Raw genomic sequence first — 17,557 nt, forward strand, 5'->3', positions numbered from 1 at the left:
TCATACGTCTCGACTTCAGGCGGCCATGGCATGAGAGTCGCCGTCGCGGCTGGCCTCCCATCGGAACTGCGATTCGACATCGACGCCGTTTCCGAACATTCCCGGATCGAAATCCAGCAGACGCTGACCCATGGCGATTTTTTTCGGCCAGTCGGGATTGACCAGTGCACCGGTGCCGATCGCGACGAGGTCGCCATGGCCTTCGTCGAGAATACGGCGGGCTTCCGAGGGATTGTGAAGTCCGCCATTGGCGATGAGTGGCAGGCCGGTAACGTCACGGGCGAGTTTCGTCAGGCTGTCGCCCTCGCGGGTCAGGCACCCGTGATCGAAGCCCTGACCTTCGCTGGCGAAGTGGATGTAGTCGGCGCCCGCTTCGTGCACCGCGGAAAAAATCACTTCGCCATCCGCGAGGCCACCGCCCCACAGATAGTCGAAATCATTCACTTTGCCCTGGGAGAGGCGTACCCCGGTGACGAAGTCCGAACCGACGGCACGCGTGACCGCGGTGATGACCTCGGCTGTCAGGCGAATGCGGTTTCGGACCGGGCCGCCGTACTGATCTTCGCGCAGGTTCGTATAGTCGGTCAGAAACTGGTCGAGCAGATAGCCATTCGCCGCGTGGATCTCCACACCGTCGAACCCCGCACGCTCGGCGCGCTGCGCCGCCTGGACGAAGCCGTCGATCGCCGCATCGATTTCAGCGAGGTTCATGGCCTGTGGTTTGGGAAACAGTCCCTGTTTGCGGCTGTATCCGGCGAGCATCGTGCGCAGAGGCTGAATGGCGGAGGCGGCACGCGTGCCGGACAGGTGCTGGGACAGAGCGCCGCCATGCATGAGCTGCATGAACACCGTGCCGCCTTCGGCGTGGATCGCTTCGGCGATCCGTCGCCACGCCTGCTCCTGGGTTTCGGTGGTCATGCCGGGCTGGTTGGGGTAGGCCTGGGCGAATTCGCGGTCCGTGTACGTCCCCTCGGTGATGACGAGGCCGAAGCCACCGGCTGCGAAACGCCGGTAGTACTCGGTCATCGCTCCGGTGGGAACGCCGTCTCCGTGGGTACTGACGCGACTCATTGGCGCGACGGCGGCGCGGTTCGCCAGCCTGAGTTTTCCTGCTGAAATGGTGTTCAGTGCCGGGTGTTGGTCTGTCACGAGATATCTCCTGGTTCAAGTTGTCCATTCGTGAGTTGTCGATTCGTGCCGGTACAGCCGACGTTCAGGTCGTTGTTGTCGGATCGTGGTGCACTCGCCGCTGGGCAAGTACTTTAGGCGTTGCTTCCGGTCACGACAAAAGGGGATTGTTCAGCACGAAGCTGAATAAAACTCATCCAGGCTGGAACGACTGGATACAAAGCCTGACGCCGGTCGGGCCAGGCGGTCCGGGTGAAGAATCGCGTCAGCCGGCAGGTCGCGGAGACGCTGCAAAGGCGCGAGTGCAGGGCCGGTTATTCAACTTCGTAGAAGAAATCAGGAGGGTTTTCGGCACGAAACGCCTCCGCCTCCGCAAGGAGCCATTTTCGAAACAGGGTGATGGATTTCCGCTGTCTGGCGGCAGGGGGGTACACGAGCGCGCTCAGGAAGCCCGGAATACGGAAATCGAACGCAATGCCGAGCCGCTTTTTCCGTATGTGGTCGGCGGTCATCAAGGTGCTGCAGAGCGTGACACCCTGCCCCTGGATCGCTCCCTGGATGGCGAGGGTTTCTTCGCTGAACCGGATGCCGCGACTGGGAGAACATACTGCTGGCACCTCCGTCTGCTGGCTGATTCTGTCAAACCACTTCACCCAGGTCGGGTTGTCTGCGTTACGCCGTTTCCATTCGAAATGCAGCAACCGGTTCCGGCACAGTTGCGCCAGATCCGCAGTGGGCGCTCCGTCCTCGAGCAGTTCCGGAGCGCAGACCGGAAAATAGCTGTCGCGGAACAGGGGAAAACAGATCATGTCCTCAGGCAGTTCGCTGGTGTAGCGGATCGCACAATCGACTTCACCTTTTTCCAGGCTGACGACCGCTTCCCCGGCATGGACGTTGACGGCGATTTCCGGGTGGCGTTCCTGGAACCGGTTGAGTCGGGGCAGCATCCAGTGAGTGGCGAACGCATTGGTCATGCTCACCGTCAAGCGCTCACGATCGGGATTCGGCTTGATGGCCTGTACGGCGACGTCCAGGTCGTCGAGCGCCGAGCGCACCGCCGGGAACAGGGAAGCGCCTGCGTCGGTCAAGGTGATGGGTCGGGGCCGGCGGACGAACAGGGCGATGTCGAGCCGGTCTTCCAGTTGTCGAATCTGGTGGGAGATGGCCGTGGGCGTAACGGCCAGTTCGTCAGCCGCTTTCTGAAAGCTCATGTGCCGTGCTGCGGCCTCGAAAGCGCGCAGGCCGTTAAGTGGAAGCGCTTTCCTCATCTGACAATCCAGCCCGTTCGGTTTCCGGCGTAGGATAGCACCCGGGTCGGTACTCCAGAACCGTCGGCGGTTCATCCGAATTACCGTGTGCAGGACTGGTGAGTCCCGTCGTTGGGCCGCGTGTCGGAAGAGGGTGCCGCCGCGATGGTGGTGCAACAGGTCGCTACGCTGGCCTGGGACCGCTCAATGCGGCCGCGCCAGCACCCGTACGGGGACATCGACGCCGAATTCGAAGGAGTCGTAGAACAGGCGGTCCGGCGTGAGGCCGGCTTCGAGCAGGGCGGGGCGGGCGGTGTCGATCATTGCGGGTGGGCCGGCAATGTAGACATCACAGTCGGGCAGGTTGGTCTGGTATTTGACGACCGCTTCGTGGACCAGGCCGCAGTACGCGGTGAAGTCGGTGCCGTCCTGTTCCGACAACGCGCGCTGGTAGTGAAAATTTTCGTGCTCGGCTTCCCACGTGCCGGGTAAGTCGTTCATGTAGAGGTCGGCGTAGTAGCGCGCTCCCCAGTAAAGGTGGATGTCCCGTTTGTCGCCATTCTCGAACAGGTGTTCGACCATCGACTTGAGCGGAGCGAAACCGGTGCCGCCGCCGATCAGGACGAGGGGGCGTTCGGGCCGGTCGTTGCGCACGAAGAAATTGCCCTGCGGGCCTTCCAGGCGGATGATGTCGCGAACCTGCAGGGTGTCGAACACGTGGCCGGTGAAATCGCCGCCGTCGACGTGACGGATGTGCAGTTCGATGGCGTCCTCGTGAGATGGAGTGCTGGCGATGGAGAAGGCCCGGCGCTTGCCGCCCTTGAGCAGCACGTCCACGTACTGGCCGGCCAGGAACTGCAGCCGCTGCGCGGCCGGCAGCTTGAGCCACAACTGCATGACGTTGTCGGTGAGAAGATTCTTTTCCATCACCCGGGCCGGCATCAGCCGCACCTCGATATCCCGCACGGCTTCGATCTCGCGTACCTTGATTTCCAGGTCTTCGAGGGGTTCCGCCTGGCACATCAAAGCGTAGCGTTCGGCATGGTCGCGCCGCTCCAGCGCCAACGGTGGGTGGAACGGATAATGGACTTCGCCTTTGAGCACCTTGCCCTTGCAACTGCCGCAGGTGCCGTTCTTGCACGAGTACGGCAACATCACGCCTTGTCGCAGCGCGGCGGTGAGCACGCTCTCACCTTCTTTCACGGTGAAAGTCCGGCCGTTGGTGGCCATGGTGACCTGGAATTTCTTCACTTCCTTCTCCTTTTCGCGGTGGCTATTGTGGCCCATCGCCGGGTGGAATCCAAAAGGGCCGAAATTCCCGCAAAACCCACGCTCGGGAAATCGATGTCGCGGGGCGGCGTATCGGTTCAGCGGTACCGGTGCGTGTGCTAGTCTGCGCGTTTGACCGGGCAAAGGATCGAGTGCAGTGCATCGATATATTTCTCAGGGGCCATACGACTTCAAGCGACTCCGCGCGGTGACCCGCGGAAGCGCGAGTGAGTTCCTGGACCTGCGAGTCGAGGTGATCGGGCCTGATTTCCTGATTGCCACCATGCCGGTCAACGAACGCACCCGGCAGCCACTCGGCCTGCTGCACGGCGGCATGTCCATCGTGATGGCCGAAGAGCTGGGCAGCACGGCGTCCATGATGCTCGTCGCCCATCAGTCAGACACCCGTGTCGTTGGCGTCGATGTCGGTGGTTCGCACCTCAGGTCGGTTCGCGACGGCCGGGTGACCGGTGTCTGCCGCGCGCTCAGAATCGGGCGCAGCATGCATTTCTGGACCATCGACATCTCCGATGAGGACGGACGATTGTGCTGCAGCGCCCGGTTGACCGTCCGCGTCATTCGCGGGGACGGCACGAGCGGGGGTTGAGCGGCCGTGTCCGGTTGGCGATTGTTCTACCGCGTGCCGTGGTTGCTGGCTCATCTGCTGATCGGGTTGCCGCTGACTTTGCTGACCTTCCTGCCGCCATTCAATCGGCCTCCGGCCAGTGGCCGCAGTGTCAACGAAGTCGTGCAGGCGTGGTGGGCCGCCATGGTGTGCCGGATTTTCGGGTTGCGGCGCAAGGTGAGCGGCAGCTTTGAGCCGGGCCCGCACCTGGTGGCCGCGAATCACATCTCCTGGCTGGACATCCAGTTGCTGCACAGCCTGTCCACCATGGGTTTCGTCGCCAAGGCTGAAATCGAGCGCTGGCCGCTGGCCGGCTGGCTGGCCCGGATCGGCGAGACCGTGTTTCACCAGCGTGGCAACCATGATTCTTCGCGCGGCGTGGTCGTCACCATGGCCGAACGCCTGAAGAACGGACGCAAGGTGGCGATATTCGCCGAGGGTGGCATCCTGCCCGGCCCGGGCATCAAGCGTTTTCATGCCCGCCTGTTCGCGGCGGCGCTGGAGTCCAATGCCTGGGTGCAGCCGGTGATGGTGCGCTACGTGCGCGCCGGCGCTGCCGACGAGGAAGTGACTTTTTTGCCGGGCGAAGGGTTCCTGGGCAATTTTTTTCGTCTGCTGGCGCGGTCGCCGTGTACGGCCGAAGTCTGGATACTGCCGCGATTCCGGCCCGGGGATCTGCCGCGGCGCGAAATCGCCCTGCGTGCCCAGAAAGCAGTGGAGCAGGCCTGGGCGAGCGCGCCACTGCCATGACCGACAGACTCGAAACCTTCCTGCCGCCTCCCGGCCTGCGCAGCCGGCATGCGCAGTCGTTGCTCAGCAGCAGTCCCATCCGCCGGCGCCTGGTGCGGCGGCGTTCGGAGAGCCTGCGAGCGGTCGAGGAGGCGTGGGAACTGAACGGCGGCGACGACATCCGGCTGGAGGGGTTTCATTCCGCACAGCGCGACGGGCGTGAGCGTGGGTTGGTGGTGTTGCTGCACGGTTGGGAAGGCAGTGTCAATTCAAACTACATCCTGTCCAACGGCGCTCGGCTGTTCGATGCGGGGTTCAATGTCTTCCGGCTCAATTTTCGGGACCACGGTGAGACCCATCATCTCAATTCCGGAATCTTTCATTCCTGCCGCCTTGACGAGGTGGTGTTGGCGCTGCGCGACCTGCAGGCACGCATCGGCGAACGTCCGTGGTGCCTGGCCGGCTATTCGCTGGGCGGCAATTTCGCTTTGCGGGTGGCCTTGCAGGCCGGGCGGGCGGGCCTGCGGCTGCAGCAGGTGTTCAGCGTCTGCCCGGTGATCGACCCGGCCCGGGCCATGCTCGCCATGGAGCAGGGCATTCGCTTCTACGAGCGCTATTTCGAGCACAAATGGTCGCGTTCCTTGCGCATCAAACAGGCCTGTTTTCCGGATCTGTACGGCGATGAGGACTGGCACCGGATTCGCGGCTTGCGTGCGCGCACCCATTATCTCGCCACGCGTTATGCCGGATTCGCCGACGAGATCGCCTATTTCGATGGCTATTCGATTGCCGGTGACCGGCTGGCGCCATTGAAAGTGCCCGCGACCATACTTACATCTGCAGATGACCCGGTGGTGCCGGTCGATGATTTCGCGCGCCTGCCCGAAATTCCCTGGCTCGAAGTACTCGTGACGAAGTACGGTGGTCATTGCGGATTTCTGAAGAACTGGAAACTGGAAAGCCTGGCCGAGGATCTGCTGCTGGAGCGCATGCTGCGCGCCACCGGTGAAGCCGAAGCGGCCGGCCGGAGCCTGGCCTCATGATCGAAGAAGCACTCGAACATCTGCAAAGCGGCAACTACGCCGCCGCCGAGACCCTGTATCGCAGGATGCTGGAGGACGAGCCGGACAACCCCGAAGTCCTGTTCATGTTGTCGCTGACCCGCCAGGGCCAGAACGATCTCGAAGAGCCTGTCGAATTGCTCAATCGGGCGATTGGGGTGCAGCCCGGTAACCCGACCCTGCATTACTCGCTGGGCATGGTGCAGTTGCGCCGGCGCGAGCTGGGTGCGGCCGAGCAGGCATTTCACGCCGCCGCCGGCATCGACCCCAATTTCGTGGCCGCCCAGAATGGCATTGCCACCGTGGAAATGGCTCGCGGCCGTTACGCCGCCGCCGAGCATGCCCTGCGCAAGGCCCTGCGCACCGAGCCCGAAAACCTGCAGACCCTGACCAATATGGGCCTGGCGCTGCTGGAGCAGGATCGGCCGGATGATGCCATCAATTATCTGCAGCAGGTGCTGGGCGAGCAGCCGGAAAACGCCTCGGCCCAGCTGCATCTCGGCCGTGCCTTCATCGCCGCCGGCAACCCCGGCTTCGCCATCCAGTGTTTTGAAAATGCGCTGGAGCAGGAGCCGGGCAATCTCCGTGCCCTGACCCTGCTGGCCGGCTCACGGCTGGACAGCGGACAGTATCCCGAGGCGGCGGTGGACTTTCGCCGTGTGCTGGATGCCGGCGGAGAGTCGGCGGAAACGGTTTCGGGGCTGGCCCGGGCGCTCAAGGCGCAGAATCGTCTCAAGGAATCTGAAGGGGCGTTCCTGCGTGCGATGCGGCTTTCGAATGAGGCTGAAGACGTGCTGCTGAACCTGGCGCGCGTGCAACTGGACATGGGCAAGGCGCGTGACGTGATTCAACGACTGAGTCCGCGCCTGGAACAGGCGGCGGACAGCGAACGCATGGCCCGGCTGCTGGCTGAAGCGCGACTCGAAGCCGGCGATCCGGCCGGAGCCCGGGAATTGCTGCGGCCACTGCTCAGCGGGGGTGCACCGGATTCGCGGATTCGTTTGTTGCTGGCGCGTGCCCTGCTGGAGGCGGGAGAACGGGAGGCGGCCGACGATCAGATAGACCGCCTGCTGGAAGCGGATTCACCGTTGGTCGACGCGGTTCTGCTGCGTGCGGGGCAGGAGCTGGGAGACGGCCGCGTGGCCGAGGCTGTGGAGCGACTGCGCGGCGCGCAGCGCCGGCACGATCTGGACCACCGGCAGCGGCAAAAGGTCGTCGGTCTTCTGGGTCGCGCCCTGCACGAAAACGGTCAGCATCAGGCGGCCTGGGAACAATACCTGGGCCTGGATCCGCGAACCGCCGAAGTGGTGACCGTCCGTGAGGAAAAACCCTTGCTGCTCGAGGTCAACGAACCGGCGGAAACCGCCATGGACCGGGAGGTGGCCTGGTCCTGGCCGCCGCAGCCGCTGGATGACGGCCGGCCGGAGCCGGTCTTCGTATTTGCCTGGCCAGGCTGTGGCCGTCGCGATCTGCTTCGTGCCCTGGCCGGGCATCCCGGCATCGGGGTGATCGACGACGCTCCCGCCTCGCAGACCGAACGCCGCCTGCTGGCCAGCCACCCACAGGGACAGTCACCCCTGGATGCCATGACCTCGGCACAAATCCAGTTGGCCCGCCGCAAGTACTGGAAGGCGCTTACCCGGCTGGACCCGCGGGCCGGCGACCTGGTGACCGTCGATGCGATGTGGTTGACCGTGGAGGGCTTTCCCACCATCTACCGTTTGTTTCCCCAGGCGCACATGCTGTTGTTGCGGCAGGATCCGCGCGACATGGCGCTGAGTTGGCTGCAGAACGGCTATCGGGATCAGGAGGGCATGGCCCGGCTGTACCGCCGTCAAATGGGCTTGCTGGAGCGCTGCCAGGCCGGTGTGCCGTTGAAGTATGTTGATGTGGACGCCGCTGAACTGCAGCGCAATCCGGGCGCCGTGCTGCGTGAAACCCTGGCGGCGCTGTCGCTGCCGTGGGACGACGGGGTTGAGCGGTCCTATCTGTCCCAATCGCGCCAGGAGCTGCCCGAGCCGGGCAGCTGGAAGCACTACGAACCCTGGTTACAGTCCGTGTTCGAGGCGCTGGAAGACTGATCGGGCCCGGGTCTGTGGATCAGCCGCCTTCGTTTTCCGCGCCGGTCGGCTGATCGTCCTCGATGACCTCGAATTCGCCCAGTTCGACATTGCCGCCTTCCTCGCCGATGTACTGGTCGAGGGCGCGGATGCGGGCACGCAGTTCCTGGTAATAGGCCATGTCCTGCACGGCGCCGCCGGCGCCATTGCCTTGCGCGCTTGCAACCGATCCGGAGGGTGCGGCACTGCCGCCGTCACCCCGCGATCCCCCACCGTGGCCAGGGGTCGTCGCCCAGAATTTCGGCATCTGCATGGCATAGACTTCCTCGCAACGCGTGCCGAGACGGGATCCGGTACAGGAGCGCAATTCGTGCCGCGCACCTCGTGAGGCATCAGCGGCGAGGGAGGTGTTGCCCCACTTGCGCATGTAATAGTCGACCCGGCGTTCGGCCTTGCGGCGCTTTTTTTCCGGAACCAGGCTGCCGACCGCGTCGCGGTAATCCTTGAGTTCCTTCTGACCGTTCTGGGCGGCGAGGTAAGCCCAGGCGAACGCTTCGACCAGGTCTTCCTCCTCGCCCTGGCCTTCCAGGTACATGTAGGACACCCGGTATTGCGAGAAGCTGTCACCTTTCTTGGCCAGCTTTTTGTAACGTTTCATGGCGTCGTCATACTCGCCATTCTCGTACAGGGTGTCGGCGTGCTGCTGTTCGGCGTGATAGCGCGAAGTGGTGTCGGCCACAAGGCCGGTTGAAATACCGATCAGCAGAGTGACTGCAATGAGCAGGGTCAGGGTCTTGGCGGCTGTCATGACGGGTTCCCTTGCCGGTTTGGCCTGGTGGTGATGGCTGCCCGTGAACGGCCTGGGGTTTGAGCTGGAGCGGGTGAAGGGAATCGAACCCTCATTAAGAGCTTGGGAAGCTCCCGTTCTACCATTGAACTACACCCGCGTGCCCGATGCCTTCAGGCTTCACGTTGGCGCCCGAAAGCGCAGATGGTAACAGAATTGTTGTAATGCGCACCAACCGCCGCCCCGAGCCGGGTCAGTTCGTGAGTGCGGCGACGTGGGCGGCCGCGGAGGCGGCCAGTGCGTCCAGGTGGTAACCGCCTTCCAGGATCGAGATCAGGCCGCCCGCGCACTGCTGTTCGGCATACTCGCGCACCGCGGTTGTGATCCAGGTGAAGTCGTCTTCGACCAGTTCGATCTGGCCCAGCGGATCGAGGGCATGCGCGTCGAAACCGGCCGAAAAAATAATAAATTCTGGTCGGAACGCGTGCAGGGCCGGCAGTCCCGATTGAGTCCATGCGCGGCGGAATTCCCGGCTGCCGCTGCCGGGTGAGAGTGGCAGGTTGAGGATATTTCCCTGGCCGACCTCGTCGGCTGAGCCGGTGCCCGGATAAAGGGGAACCTGGTGGCTGGAGACGTACAGCACGTCGGGCGAGGACTCGAAGATCGCCTGGGTGCCGTTGCCGTGGTGTACATCGAAATCCAGGATTGCGATGCGTTCGAGACCGCACGCGGCCTGGGCGTGCCGTGCCGCGATGGCCGCGTTGTTGAGCAGGCAGAAACCCATGGCCCGGTCCGCCTCGGCATGGTGGCCGGGAGGGCGCACCGCGCAGAACGCGTTTTGCGCCCTGCCACCGAGCACCTGTTCGACCGCGAAGCAGGCGGCCCCGGCGCCGCGCAGGGCGGCGTCGATGGAACCCGGAGAAAGCAGGGTGTCGGGATCCAGCGCGACCCGATCGTCCGCGGGCCCGGCTGCGACGATGGCCCGCCAGTAGTCGCCCGGATGCGCGCGTTCGATCGCCTCCGTGGTCGCCAGCGGGGCGGGCAGCCGTTCGGTATGTGGCAATTCCTCGAGCGCCCCGAGTACCGCTTTGAGGCGGGCGGGTGACTCCGGGTGTTGCGGGCCCGGATCGTGCGCCAGGCAAGCGTCGTGGTGAATGATGAGCGTGGTCAATTCAATGGGATTGAGCGGATGTGGGTCCAGCCTAACACGTTATCCGGGGCGGTCCACGCTGTCGGGTTGCTGGGAGTTTCAACGGCTAAAACCGTCACTATTGACAGTGGTGCCAAATTGGCTCAACCGCCAGAATATGCTCCAAGGTGACGAACGCAGCGGCGCTCGGACCGGCAGCCAAGGAAGGTTGCGGTCTCAAACAAAAGCAGCGGCGTTCACGGGCCGACAGGAGTTAGCCCGGCACAACCGACCCGCACACGGCAGGACGCCAGGCGGGATCATGGTGTGAGGATAGGCGGTGCCACGGATTGGCGCTGTAGGGCGACACCTACAATTCGAAGACAAGTTCCCCCGTAAGAAAATTACGCCCGGCATGCAAATGCCGGGCGTTGTTTTATGCGCCCCAATTGTGTCTTGAATGGATTGACATGGCGACTCACACCTGCGCCGTGAAGCTTGAGACCGGGGTCGGCTCTACTCGAAACCGTCCTTGAACACGAGTTCCGGTTCACCCAGCGAAAATCTGAAATCATCGGCAAAAATGAGTTTGATGTCGCCGCCGCCGATTTCCAGTTTGCCTTCCAGTTCGCGGAATTCGAAACGATCGAAGCCCGCGGGGTCGATCACGCCGAAAAACTGGGATTGCGTGCCGATGGTGGAATGGGAAACACAGTTTTCGCTTTCCGGCGGGTCGCAGGTTTCACCGAAATCGATTGGGTTGGTGGGGTAGTCACCCAGATACAGACCGAGTTTGGCATAGGGCGTATTCGTTTCCACCCAGCCACCGATCGCGTAGAGAATTCCGTTTTCGGCAACCCCGCGGAAACCGTCGCCGCATTCGCCCGGCGTGTAACAATCGGCGCCGGGGTCCGGGTTTTCGTAACTGCCGTGGGGATTGGAATACACGCCGTATTGCCCGCTCAGCGCCGCACCCACACCGGTTGTGATTTCGCTGCTGAGGTTGTTGGCGGACCAAACCAGCCCGTTGCTGCTTACGCTCGGCGCGGTGTGCGCGCCGTCCACGATGGAGCTTCGAACGCCGTCCCAGGCGGCGCTTTCGAATCCCTCGTGGGTTACCGGCAAACCGAGTGCCGAAAGCGCGGCGAGGAACTCAGCCTCAACGACGTAGGCAGTCGGCTCGGCGCCGGCATTGGCGGCGAGCGCGAATCCGGTGGCAATCACCAGGAATCGCAGAGTTCGACTCAAAGCGGTTTTCATGTGGCACCCATGGTATTTCATCTCTTGCGAAAATGCGGGCGGATTGCGCTCGGGTTTCAGGACATGGGCAGCACGGTGCTCTCCTTGACCTCTTCGATCACCACGTAGCTGCGCGAGTCGCTGACCCCGGGCAGCGCCAATATCTTCTCGCTGAGCAGTGAGCGGTATTCGTGCATGTCGCGCACCCGGGCCTTGATCAGGTAGTCGTAATTACCCGAAACCAGATGGCACTCCAGCAGACCGCTGAGCCGCGCCGCCTGCTGGCCGAACTCCTTGAAGGCATCCGGTGAGTTGCGTTGCAGGCTGATTTCAACGAATACCAGCAGGCTGGCGCCCACCAGATCGGGATTCAACAGGGCCGTGTAGCCGCGAATGTAGCCGTCGCGCTCCAGTCTGCGGACGCGTTCCAGGCAGGGGGTCGGCGTGAGGTTGACCCGGCGGGCCAGCGCAATGTTCGACATCCGGCCGTCGGCCTGCAACAGCTCCAGAATCTGGCGGTCGATGCGGTCCAGGGCGCGCGGCGGGTTCGGGCGTTCGGCGTTCATCTGTGGGCTTCCAGGCTGTGTACGATTCTCGCTTTCGAGGACGTCAAACAGAATATTACGCTACTTAAAAGGAATTTACAGGATAAAATACCAAGTATTCTCCGCTAGAATTAGAAGATCAATCTGTCGGAGCTTTTCCATGAAGATCGGTGTCCCCAAGGAAATCAAGAATCATGAGTACCGGGTCGGCTTGGTGCCCTCGTCGGTGCGGGAACTGGCCGCGCACGGACACGATCTCGCGGTCGAGGCCGGGGCCGGTGCCGGTATCGGCATGACGGACGATGATTACCGCGCCGCCGGCGCGGTAATCCTGCCGGATGCCGAGGCGGTGTTCGAATGGGCGGAAATGATCGTCAAGGTGAAAGAGCCGCAGGCGGTGGAGCGCGCCATGCTGAGGCCGCACCACACCTTGTTTACCTATCTGCATCTGGCTCCCGATGCTCCACAGACCGAAGACCTGGTCGCCAGCGGCGCCACCTGTATTGCCTACGAAACGGTGACCGATACCGGCGGCGGATTGCCCCTGTTGGCGCCCATGTCGGAAGTTGCCGGACGGCTGTCCATCCAGGCGGGCGCCTGGTGCCTGGAGAAAGCGCACGGCGGTTCGGGCATGCTGCTGGGCGGCGTGCCCGGCGTGGCCCCGGCCAAGGTGGTGGTCATCGGCGGCGGAACCGTGGGTTTCAACGCCACCCAGATGGCCATCGGCATGGGTTCCCGTGTGGTCGTGCTGGACCGGAGCGCACGGGTTCTGCGCCACCTCGACGCCATATTCGAGTCACGCATCGAGACCATCTATTCCACCGCGGATGCCATTGAAAACCACATTCGCAATGCCGACCTGGTGGTCGGTGGTGTGCTGGTGCCCGGCGCGGCCGCGCCCAAGCTGGTGACCCGTGAGCACTTGAAGCTGATGCGGCCGGGTTCGGTGCTGGTGGATGTGGCCATCGACCAGGGAGGTTGCTTCGAAACCTCCAGGGCCACCACGCATGCCGAACCCACCTTCATCATCGACGACATCGTTCATTACTGTGTGGCCAACATGCCCGGTGCCGTGCCGCGGACCTCGACGTTCGCTCTCAATAACGCCACCCTGCCGTTCGCGCTGCAACTGGCGGATAAAGGGCCCAGGCAGGCCATGTTGGAAAATCCCCATCTGCTGGCGGGCCTCAACGTCTATGGCGGCAAAGTCACCCACGCGGATGTGGCGCGCGACCTGGGCTACGACTTCGTCGCGCCGGGGCAGGCGCTCGCGGCTGACTGAGCCTGCGGTTCGGCCGCAAGATCGGATCGCCGCGGCGCAGGCTTGCCGGCGGGCGCCGGATTTCGCTACCCTCCGCACAGGTGTTTAACTTATTGAACAGGTGTGCCGGTGGCTGAAGCGGTCAGCGAGGATGTGGGCGGGAAACTCAAGGCGGCACGCACCGCGTTCGGCCTGAGTCAGCGTGAGCTGGCGAAGCGCGCCGGTGTCACCAACGGAATGATTTCCCTGATCGAACAGGGCCGGGTCAGTCCGTCGGTGGGATCTCTGCAGAAGATCCTGGCGGCGTTTCCGATGACCCTGGCTGAATTCTTCACCCGGGATCTGAGCGGCCCTGACGACGTGGTTTTTCGCGCGGCGGACCTGCCGAACATGGGCGCCGGGCCGGTCGAGTATCGCCTGGTCGCCGCAGCACGTCGAAATCGCAGCATGTCCATCCTCAGCGAAGTGTATGCCCCGGGAGCCGATACCGGCGAAGATCTGCTGGCGCATTCCGGTGAAGAGGGCGGCGTGGTCGTTGAAGGCGAACTGGAATTGACCGTGGCCGGCAAGACCTGGCTGTTGTCGGCCGGGGACGCTTATTATTTTGACAGCCGTCTGCCCCACCGTTTTCGCAATGCCGGCAAAGAGCCGGCCCATCTGGTCAGCGCCAATACGCCGCCGAGCATCTGATTGCGGGCAAAGACCCGCCGCCGGCCGAATCGATTGATCGGAGAAAAGCGCCCCGGAGCCCGCGGTTGAACCGCAACAGGAGTGTCCATGTCCGTCGCCATCTACCGCAATCCGTTTACCTTCCTGGAAGTCCCCTGGTATCGGGACTGCCCCGAAGCCGACGTGGTCATCACGGGAATTCCGTTCGACATGGCGACGTCCGGCCGGGCCGGCACGCGCTCGGGGCCGGGCGCCATTCGGCAGGCCTCGGCCAATCTGGTCTGGGACCAGCCGCGCTACCCATGGGATTTCGAACTGTCCGACCGTCTGCGCATCGCCGACGCCGGCGATGTGGATTTCCCCTATGGCGAGCCCCAGGCCGCCACGGATGCCATCCAGGCACACACCCGGTCTCTGCTCGAGGCCGGCCGGACCGTGCTCGGATTTGGTGGCGATCACTACGTGACCCTGCCACTTCTGCGCGAGCACGCCCGGACCCACGGCCCACTGGCGCTGCTGCATTTCGACGCCCATACCGATACCGACAGCGAGGGTACCGCCTTCGATCACGGCGCGATGTTCCACCACGCTGTCGAAGAAGGCCTGCTGCTGCCGGAACAATCGGTGCAGGTCGGCATCCGCACCACGTTCAGTCGTGCCGCGCACCCGTTCGAGGTGCTGGATGCGGCCTGGGTGAATGAGCATTCCGCCGATGAAGTGAGCCGGAGAGTCCGTGAGATCCTGGGGGATCGGCCGGTGTACCTGACCTTCGATATCGACTGTCTGGACCCGGCTTACGCGCCCGGCACGGGAACACCGGTGGCCGGCGGGCTCAGTTCGGACCTGGCATTGCGGATTATTCGCGGCCTCGTCGGCGTGGACATTCGCGGCATGGACGTGGTCGAGGTTTCGCCGGCCTACGACCATGCGGAATTGACCAGCCTGGCCGCCGCCACCCTGGCATTGGAGATGCTTTACACCCGCGCGGCGGGGGTATGATAGGCCATCGCCTGCGAGTCATGCGGTTACACAACAGGAACAACAATGGACTTCGAGCAACTCAAGGATTGGCTGCAAAGCAACCGGATCACTGAAATCGAATGCCTGGTGCCGGACATCGCCGGCATCGCGCGCGGCAAAATCACACCGGCCAAAAAATATCTGCGGGAGGAGAGCATCCGGTTGCCGGAGAGCCTGTTCGGCCAAACTGTGACCGGAGACTGGCCCGAGGACGATGTCTACGAAAAAATCGTCGATCCGGCCGAGCGCGACATGCACGTCGCGCCGGACCCGGGCACGGTGCGTTTCGTGCCGTGGGCGCATGAGCCGACGGCCCAGATCATCCACGATTGCTACTACCAGGACATGACCCCCGTGCCATACGCACCACGCCAGCTTCTCAAGCGGGTGTTGCAGGCCTACGAGGAAGAGGGTTGGCGGCCGGTGGTGGCGCCCGAGTTGGAGTTCTTCCTCACCGAAGTCAACAAGGATCCCGACAACCCGCTGGAACCGCCCACCGGCCGTAGCGGACGCAAGGAAACGGCGCGCAAGTCCTTTGGTATCGATGCGGTCAACGAGTTCGATCCGCTGTTCGAGCAGATGTACGATTTCTGCGAGGCTCAGGAACTGGAGATAGACACGCTGATCCATGAGGAAGGCGCAGCGCAGATGGAGATCAACTTCCAGCATGGCGACGCGCTGGACCTCTGCGACCAGGTGTTCCTGTTCAAGCGTACCGTGCGTGAGACCGCGATCCTGCACAAGTGTTATGCCACTTTCATGGCCAAGCCGATGGAGGAAGAGCCGGGCAGTGCCATGCACGTGCACCAGAGCGTGATTTCGTTGAAGTCACAGCAGAACATCTTCACCAACGAGGATGGCTCGCCCTCCGACCGGTTTCGCTGGTTCATTGGCGGGCAACAGAAATACTTGAATGCGGCAATTCCGTTTTTCGCGCCAAACGTCAATTCCTATCGACGCCTGGCGCCGGGCTATTCCGCTCCCATCAATTCGCATTGGGCCGAAGACAACCGCACGGTTGGGCTGCGGGTGCCCGGTTCGGACGGCGCCAACCGCCGCATCGAGCATCGCGTCAGCGGTGCCGATGTAAACCCGTACATCGCGGTCGCCGCGATGCTGGCAACGGGACTGCTCGGGATTCGCGAGCAGGTTGAGCCTTCGGCCGCGATCGAGGGCAGCGCCCACCATCTGCCGCATGCGCTGCCACGTACCATCGAGGAAGGATTCCGTTACCTCGATGCCTGCGAATCACTGGTCGAACTGATGCACCCGCGATTCGTGGAGTTGTACAAGGCCGTGAAAATGGCCGAGCACGCGGAATTTCAGCAGGTGATCAGTTCCTGGGAGCGCGAGTTCCTGCTGCTCAACGTATAGGCACCGCGACCGTGATCGCCGGGCGCCGCCCGTCCCGGGCGGTCCGGTTTCCCCGCGGGTGAATTCGCCCTGATTCGTACCCCCTGGCCCGCTTCGGCCTGTTCCGCGTACTGCCCATGGATGGTGCACGGCTGTGCGTGCGTGCACCACGAAGGTAGCGTCTTGTCGCCTGCTCGGGCAGATAAAGGCTTCTCAAGTATCTGAATTATCGAGGCTTCCAAGGTATGGCACGTCCCTTGCAGAACCAGCATGGGGATGTTCTGTCAACCACAAGCCGGCACGCCGGCGAGGAGCGATGCAATGGGTACTTGCAGCAAGTCACAGGTGTTGGGATGGAGTGCGGCGCTGGCGGCGCTGTTGGTCAGCAATGCGGCGGAGGCTGAATTGAGCGGAACACTGGCTCTGACCTCGGACTACGATTACCGGGGATTTTCCCAGACCGCTGATGATTCGGCGGTGCAGGGCAGTCTGGACTATGCGCACGAGAGCGGCTTATACGCATCGCTGTGGGGATCGTCGCTGGACTGGGGTTCGGACAGCGATGCCTGGCTGGAACTCGACTGGGTGATCGGCTACGCACAGGAGCTCGGCTCCACCGGGGTCACCTGGGACGTCGGCTTGCTGTTTTACCAGTACCCTGACCTGAGTTCAGCCAATTTTCTCGAGTTTTACGGCGGGCTGAGCTGGAGCCTGTTCAGTGTCAAACTTTCGTATTCGGACGATTTCGCCGGTGTCGATGAGAGCGGGTGGTACGCGGACGCCAGTGTCGGTTACGAGTTCGATAATGGTGTTTCGCTGTTCGTCTATGGAGGTTACAGCTTCGGTAACGCCTTCGATGAGGATGACGGCGGACCCGCGTTCGGCTCGCCTGATTACTGGAATTACGGGTTTGGAGCGGGGTATTCGGTGGGTGATAATCTTTACTTCGAACTCAAGGGTGTTGGAACGGATCTCGACGGCATTTACAAGATCGATGACGGTGTGTTCGATAACAGTTTCCGGGCCATTGCATCGATGACCGTTTCGTTCCCCTGATTCCGGGGTAACGAGCCAGCGGGCGTTGTGGCACATTGGCGACAGGATCGTGACGCAACGGTTTGATTCTTTTCTGTGGTCGCATTGGTTAAATTCCGCTCGTCTGCAGGGCTTTTGGATGACCGTACCCTCGAGCAGGGAGGTGCTGCGGTGCTTTCCCCTCAGGGCTTTGGTGCAATAGCCTGGAGACTTTACTGGTTTAGCGTTAGCTGGATTCCGCTTGTCTGGAAGGCTCATGGAAACCGTGCCCTCGAACAGGCAGGCGCTGCGGCACATTCCCCTCAGGGGACGGCGTGAATACGTCCCTGTAGCCTCGTATGGTGTACAGCGCCCGGATTCGGGAAGATGAAGGGCGCCGGGATGGGAGGGACGATGTAGC

At 62.9% G+C, this 17,557-nt stretch carries 16 protein-coding genes and 1 tRNA gene; 9 read left to right on the forward strand and 8 right to left on the reverse strand.

Annotated elements, in window-relative coordinates:
- Positions 1 to 15: 15 nt before the first annotated feature.
- The 3 genes from V3330_RS06625 to V3330_RS06635 all read right to left on the reverse strand — a co-directional run bounded on the left by V3330_RS06625 (position 16) and on the right by V3330_RS06635 (position 3,626).
- Entirely contained in the window at positions 16 to 1,149 is a 1,134-nt protein-coding gene (locus tag V3330_RS06625; RefSeq protein WP_354694605.1) for an oxidoreductase, read from the reverse strand.
- Positions 1,150 to 1,442: 293 nt separating this feature from the next.
- Positions 1,443 to 2,396, reverse strand: coding sequence for a LysR substrate-binding domain-containing protein (locus V3330_RS06630; protein ID WP_354694606.1), 954 nt, complete (start codon positions 2,394 to 2,396; stop codon positions 1,443 to 1,445).
- Positions 2,397 to 2,579: 183 nt separating this feature from the next.
- Positions 2,580 to 3,626: a CDP-6-deoxy-delta-3,4-glucoseen reductase gene (locus V3330_RS06635; RefSeq protein WP_354694607.1), complete on the reverse strand. Its 1,047-nt coding sequence runs from the start codon at positions 3,624 to 3,626 to the stop codon at positions 2,580 to 2,582.
- Positions 3,627 to 3,852: 226 nt separating this feature from the next.
- On the opposite strand from V3330_RS06635, the gene V3330_RS06640 reads away from it, so the two are divergent.
- From V3330_RS06640 to V3330_RS06655, 4 genes are read left to right on the forward strand one after another with little or no spacing between them, the layout of a single operon-like run.
- On the forward strand, positions 3,853 to 4,251 hold the full coding sequence (locus tag V3330_RS06640; protein ID WP_354694608.1) for a hotdog fold thioesterase: 399 nt from the start codon (positions 3,853 to 3,855) through the stop codon (positions 4,249 to 4,251).
- A 6-nt stretch (positions 4,252 to 4,257) separates the two neighbouring features.
- The gene (locus V3330_RS06645) at positions 4,258 to 5,019 is read left to right on the forward strand and encodes a lysophospholipid acyltransferase family protein (protein ID WP_354694609.1); all 762 of its coding nucleotides are present in this window, start codon (positions 4,258 to 4,260) and stop codon (positions 5,017 to 5,019) included.
- Positions 5,016 to 6,041, forward strand: coding sequence for a YheT family hydrolase (locus V3330_RS06650; protein WP_354694610.1), 1,026 nt, complete (start codon positions 5,016 to 5,018; stop codon positions 6,039 to 6,041). Before V3330_RS06645 ends, V3330_RS06650 begins: the two co-directional genes overlap by 4 nt.
- Entirely contained in the window at positions 6,038 to 8,140 is a 2,103-nt protein-coding gene (locus tag V3330_RS06655; protein WP_354694611.1) for a tetratricopeptide repeat-containing sulfotransferase family protein, read from the forward strand. The genes V3330_RS06650 and V3330_RS06655 overlap by 4 nt, the downstream gene beginning before the upstream one ends.
- 19 nt (positions 8,141 to 8,159) lie before the next feature.
- Here V3330_RS06655 and V3330_RS06660 read toward each other — a convergent pair whose 3' ends face one another.
- The 5 genes from V3330_RS06660 to V3330_RS06680 all read right to left on the reverse strand — a co-directional run bounded on the left by V3330_RS06660 (position 8,160) and on the right by V3330_RS06680 (position 11,840).
- Positions 8,160 to 8,927 (reverse strand): SEL1-like repeat protein, encoded by a 768-nt coding sequence (locus V3330_RS06660; protein ID WP_354694612.1) that lies wholly within the window; start codon positions 8,925 to 8,927, stop codon positions 8,160 to 8,162.
- 65 nt (positions 8,928 to 8,992) lie between these two features.
- Positions 8,993 to 9,066: transfer RNA gene (locus tag V3330_RS06665), tRNA-Gly, on the reverse strand.
- A gap of 93 nt (positions 9,067 to 9,159) precedes the next feature.
- Complete coding sequence (locus V3330_RS06670; protein ID WP_354694613.1) at positions 9,160 to 10,077, reverse strand: histone deacetylase family protein; 918 nt, start codon at positions 10,075 to 10,077, stop codon at positions 9,160 to 9,162.
- A 474-nt stretch (positions 10,078 to 10,551) separates the two neighbouring features.
- Complete coding sequence (locus tag V3330_RS06675; RefSeq protein ID WP_354694614.1) at positions 10,552 to 11,283, reverse strand: hypothetical protein; 732 nt, start codon at positions 11,281 to 11,283, stop codon at positions 10,552 to 10,554.
- A 68-nt stretch (positions 11,284 to 11,351) separates the two neighbouring features.
- Positions 11,352 to 11,840, reverse strand: a complete 489-nt coding sequence (locus V3330_RS06680; RefSeq protein WP_354694615.1) for an Lrp/AsnC ligand binding domain-containing protein — start codon at positions 11,838 to 11,840, stop codon at positions 11,352 to 11,354.
- Positions 11,841 to 11,979: 139 nt separating this feature from the next.
- Between V3330_RS06680 and ald the strand changes: the two genes are divergently transcribed.
- The 5 genes from ald to V3330_RS06705 all read left to right on the forward strand — a co-directional run bounded on the left by ald (position 11,980) and on the right by V3330_RS06705 (position 17,178).
- Positions 11,980 to 13,101 (forward strand): alanine dehydrogenase, encoded by a 1,122-nt coding sequence (gene ald / locus V3330_RS06685; RefSeq protein WP_354694616.1) that lies wholly within the window; start codon positions 11,980 to 11,982, stop codon positions 13,099 to 13,101.
- A 108-nt stretch (positions 13,102 to 13,209) separates the two neighbouring features.
- Positions 13,210 to 13,770, forward strand: a complete 561-nt coding sequence (locus V3330_RS06690; protein ID WP_354694617.1) for a cupin domain-containing protein — start codon at positions 13,210 to 13,212, stop codon at positions 13,768 to 13,770.
- A gap of 87 nt (positions 13,771 to 13,857) precedes the next feature.
- Positions 13,858 to 14,748 (forward strand): agmatinase, encoded by an 891-nt coding sequence (speB, locus tag V3330_RS06695; RefSeq protein ID WP_354694618.1) that lies wholly within the window; start codon positions 13,858 to 13,860, stop codon positions 14,746 to 14,748.
- A gap of 45 nt (positions 14,749 to 14,793) precedes the next feature.
- Complete coding sequence (locus V3330_RS06700) at positions 14,794 to 16,143, forward strand: glutamine synthetase family protein (RefSeq protein ID WP_354694619.1); 1,350 nt, start codon at positions 14,794 to 14,796, stop codon at positions 16,141 to 16,143.
- 300 nt (positions 16,144 to 16,443) lie between these two features.
- On the forward strand, positions 16,444 to 17,178 hold the full coding sequence (locus V3330_RS06705) for a TorF family putative porin (protein ID WP_354694620.1): 735 nt from the start codon (positions 16,444 to 16,446) through the stop codon (positions 17,176 to 17,178).
- The last annotated feature ends 379 nt before the right edge of the window (positions 17,179 to 17,557 follow it).

This window comes from Elongatibacter sediminis (assembly GCF_037892215.1).
Lineage (GTDB): Bacteria > Pseudomonadota > Gammaproteobacteria > Xanthomonadales > SZUA-36 > Elongatibacter > Elongatibacter sediminis.

Bases quoted from the DNA above. Each gene is read 5' to 3' on its own strand.
- V3330_RS06630 (WP_354694606.1), bottom strand. From the start codon at position 2,396: ATGAGGAAAGCGCTTCCACTTAACGGCCTGCGCGCTTTCGAGGCCGCA.
- V3330_RS06650 (WP_354694610.1), top strand. From the start codon at position 5,016: ATGACCGACAGACTCGAAACCTTCCTGCCGCCTCCCGGCCTGCGCAGC.
- V3330_RS06655 (WP_354694611.1), top strand. From the start codon at position 6,038: ATGATCGAAGAAGCACTCGAACATCTGCAAAGCGGCAACTACGCCGCC.
- V3330_RS06660 (WP_354694612.1), bottom strand. From the start codon at position 8,927: ATGACAGCCGCCAAGACCCTGACCCTGCTCATTGCAGTCACTCTGCTG.
- V3330_RS06680 (WP_354694615.1), bottom strand. From the start codon at position 11,840: ATGAACGCCGAACGCCCGAACCCGCCGCGCGCCCTGGACCGCATCGAC.
- ald (WP_354694616.1), top strand. From the start codon at position 11,980: ATGAAGATCGGTGTCCCCAAGGAAATCAAGAATCATGAGTACCGGGTC.
- speB (WP_354694618.1), top strand. From the start codon at position 13,858: ATGTCCGTCGCCATCTACCGCAATCCGTTTACCTTCCTGGAAGTCCCC.
- V3330_RS06700 (WP_354694619.1), top strand. From the start codon at position 14,794: ATGGACTTCGAGCAACTCAAGGATTGGCTGCAAAGCAACCGGATCACT.
- V3330_RS06705 (WP_354694620.1), top strand. From the start codon at position 16,444: ATGGGTACTTGCAGCAAGTCACAGGTGTTGGGATGGAGTGCGGCGCTG.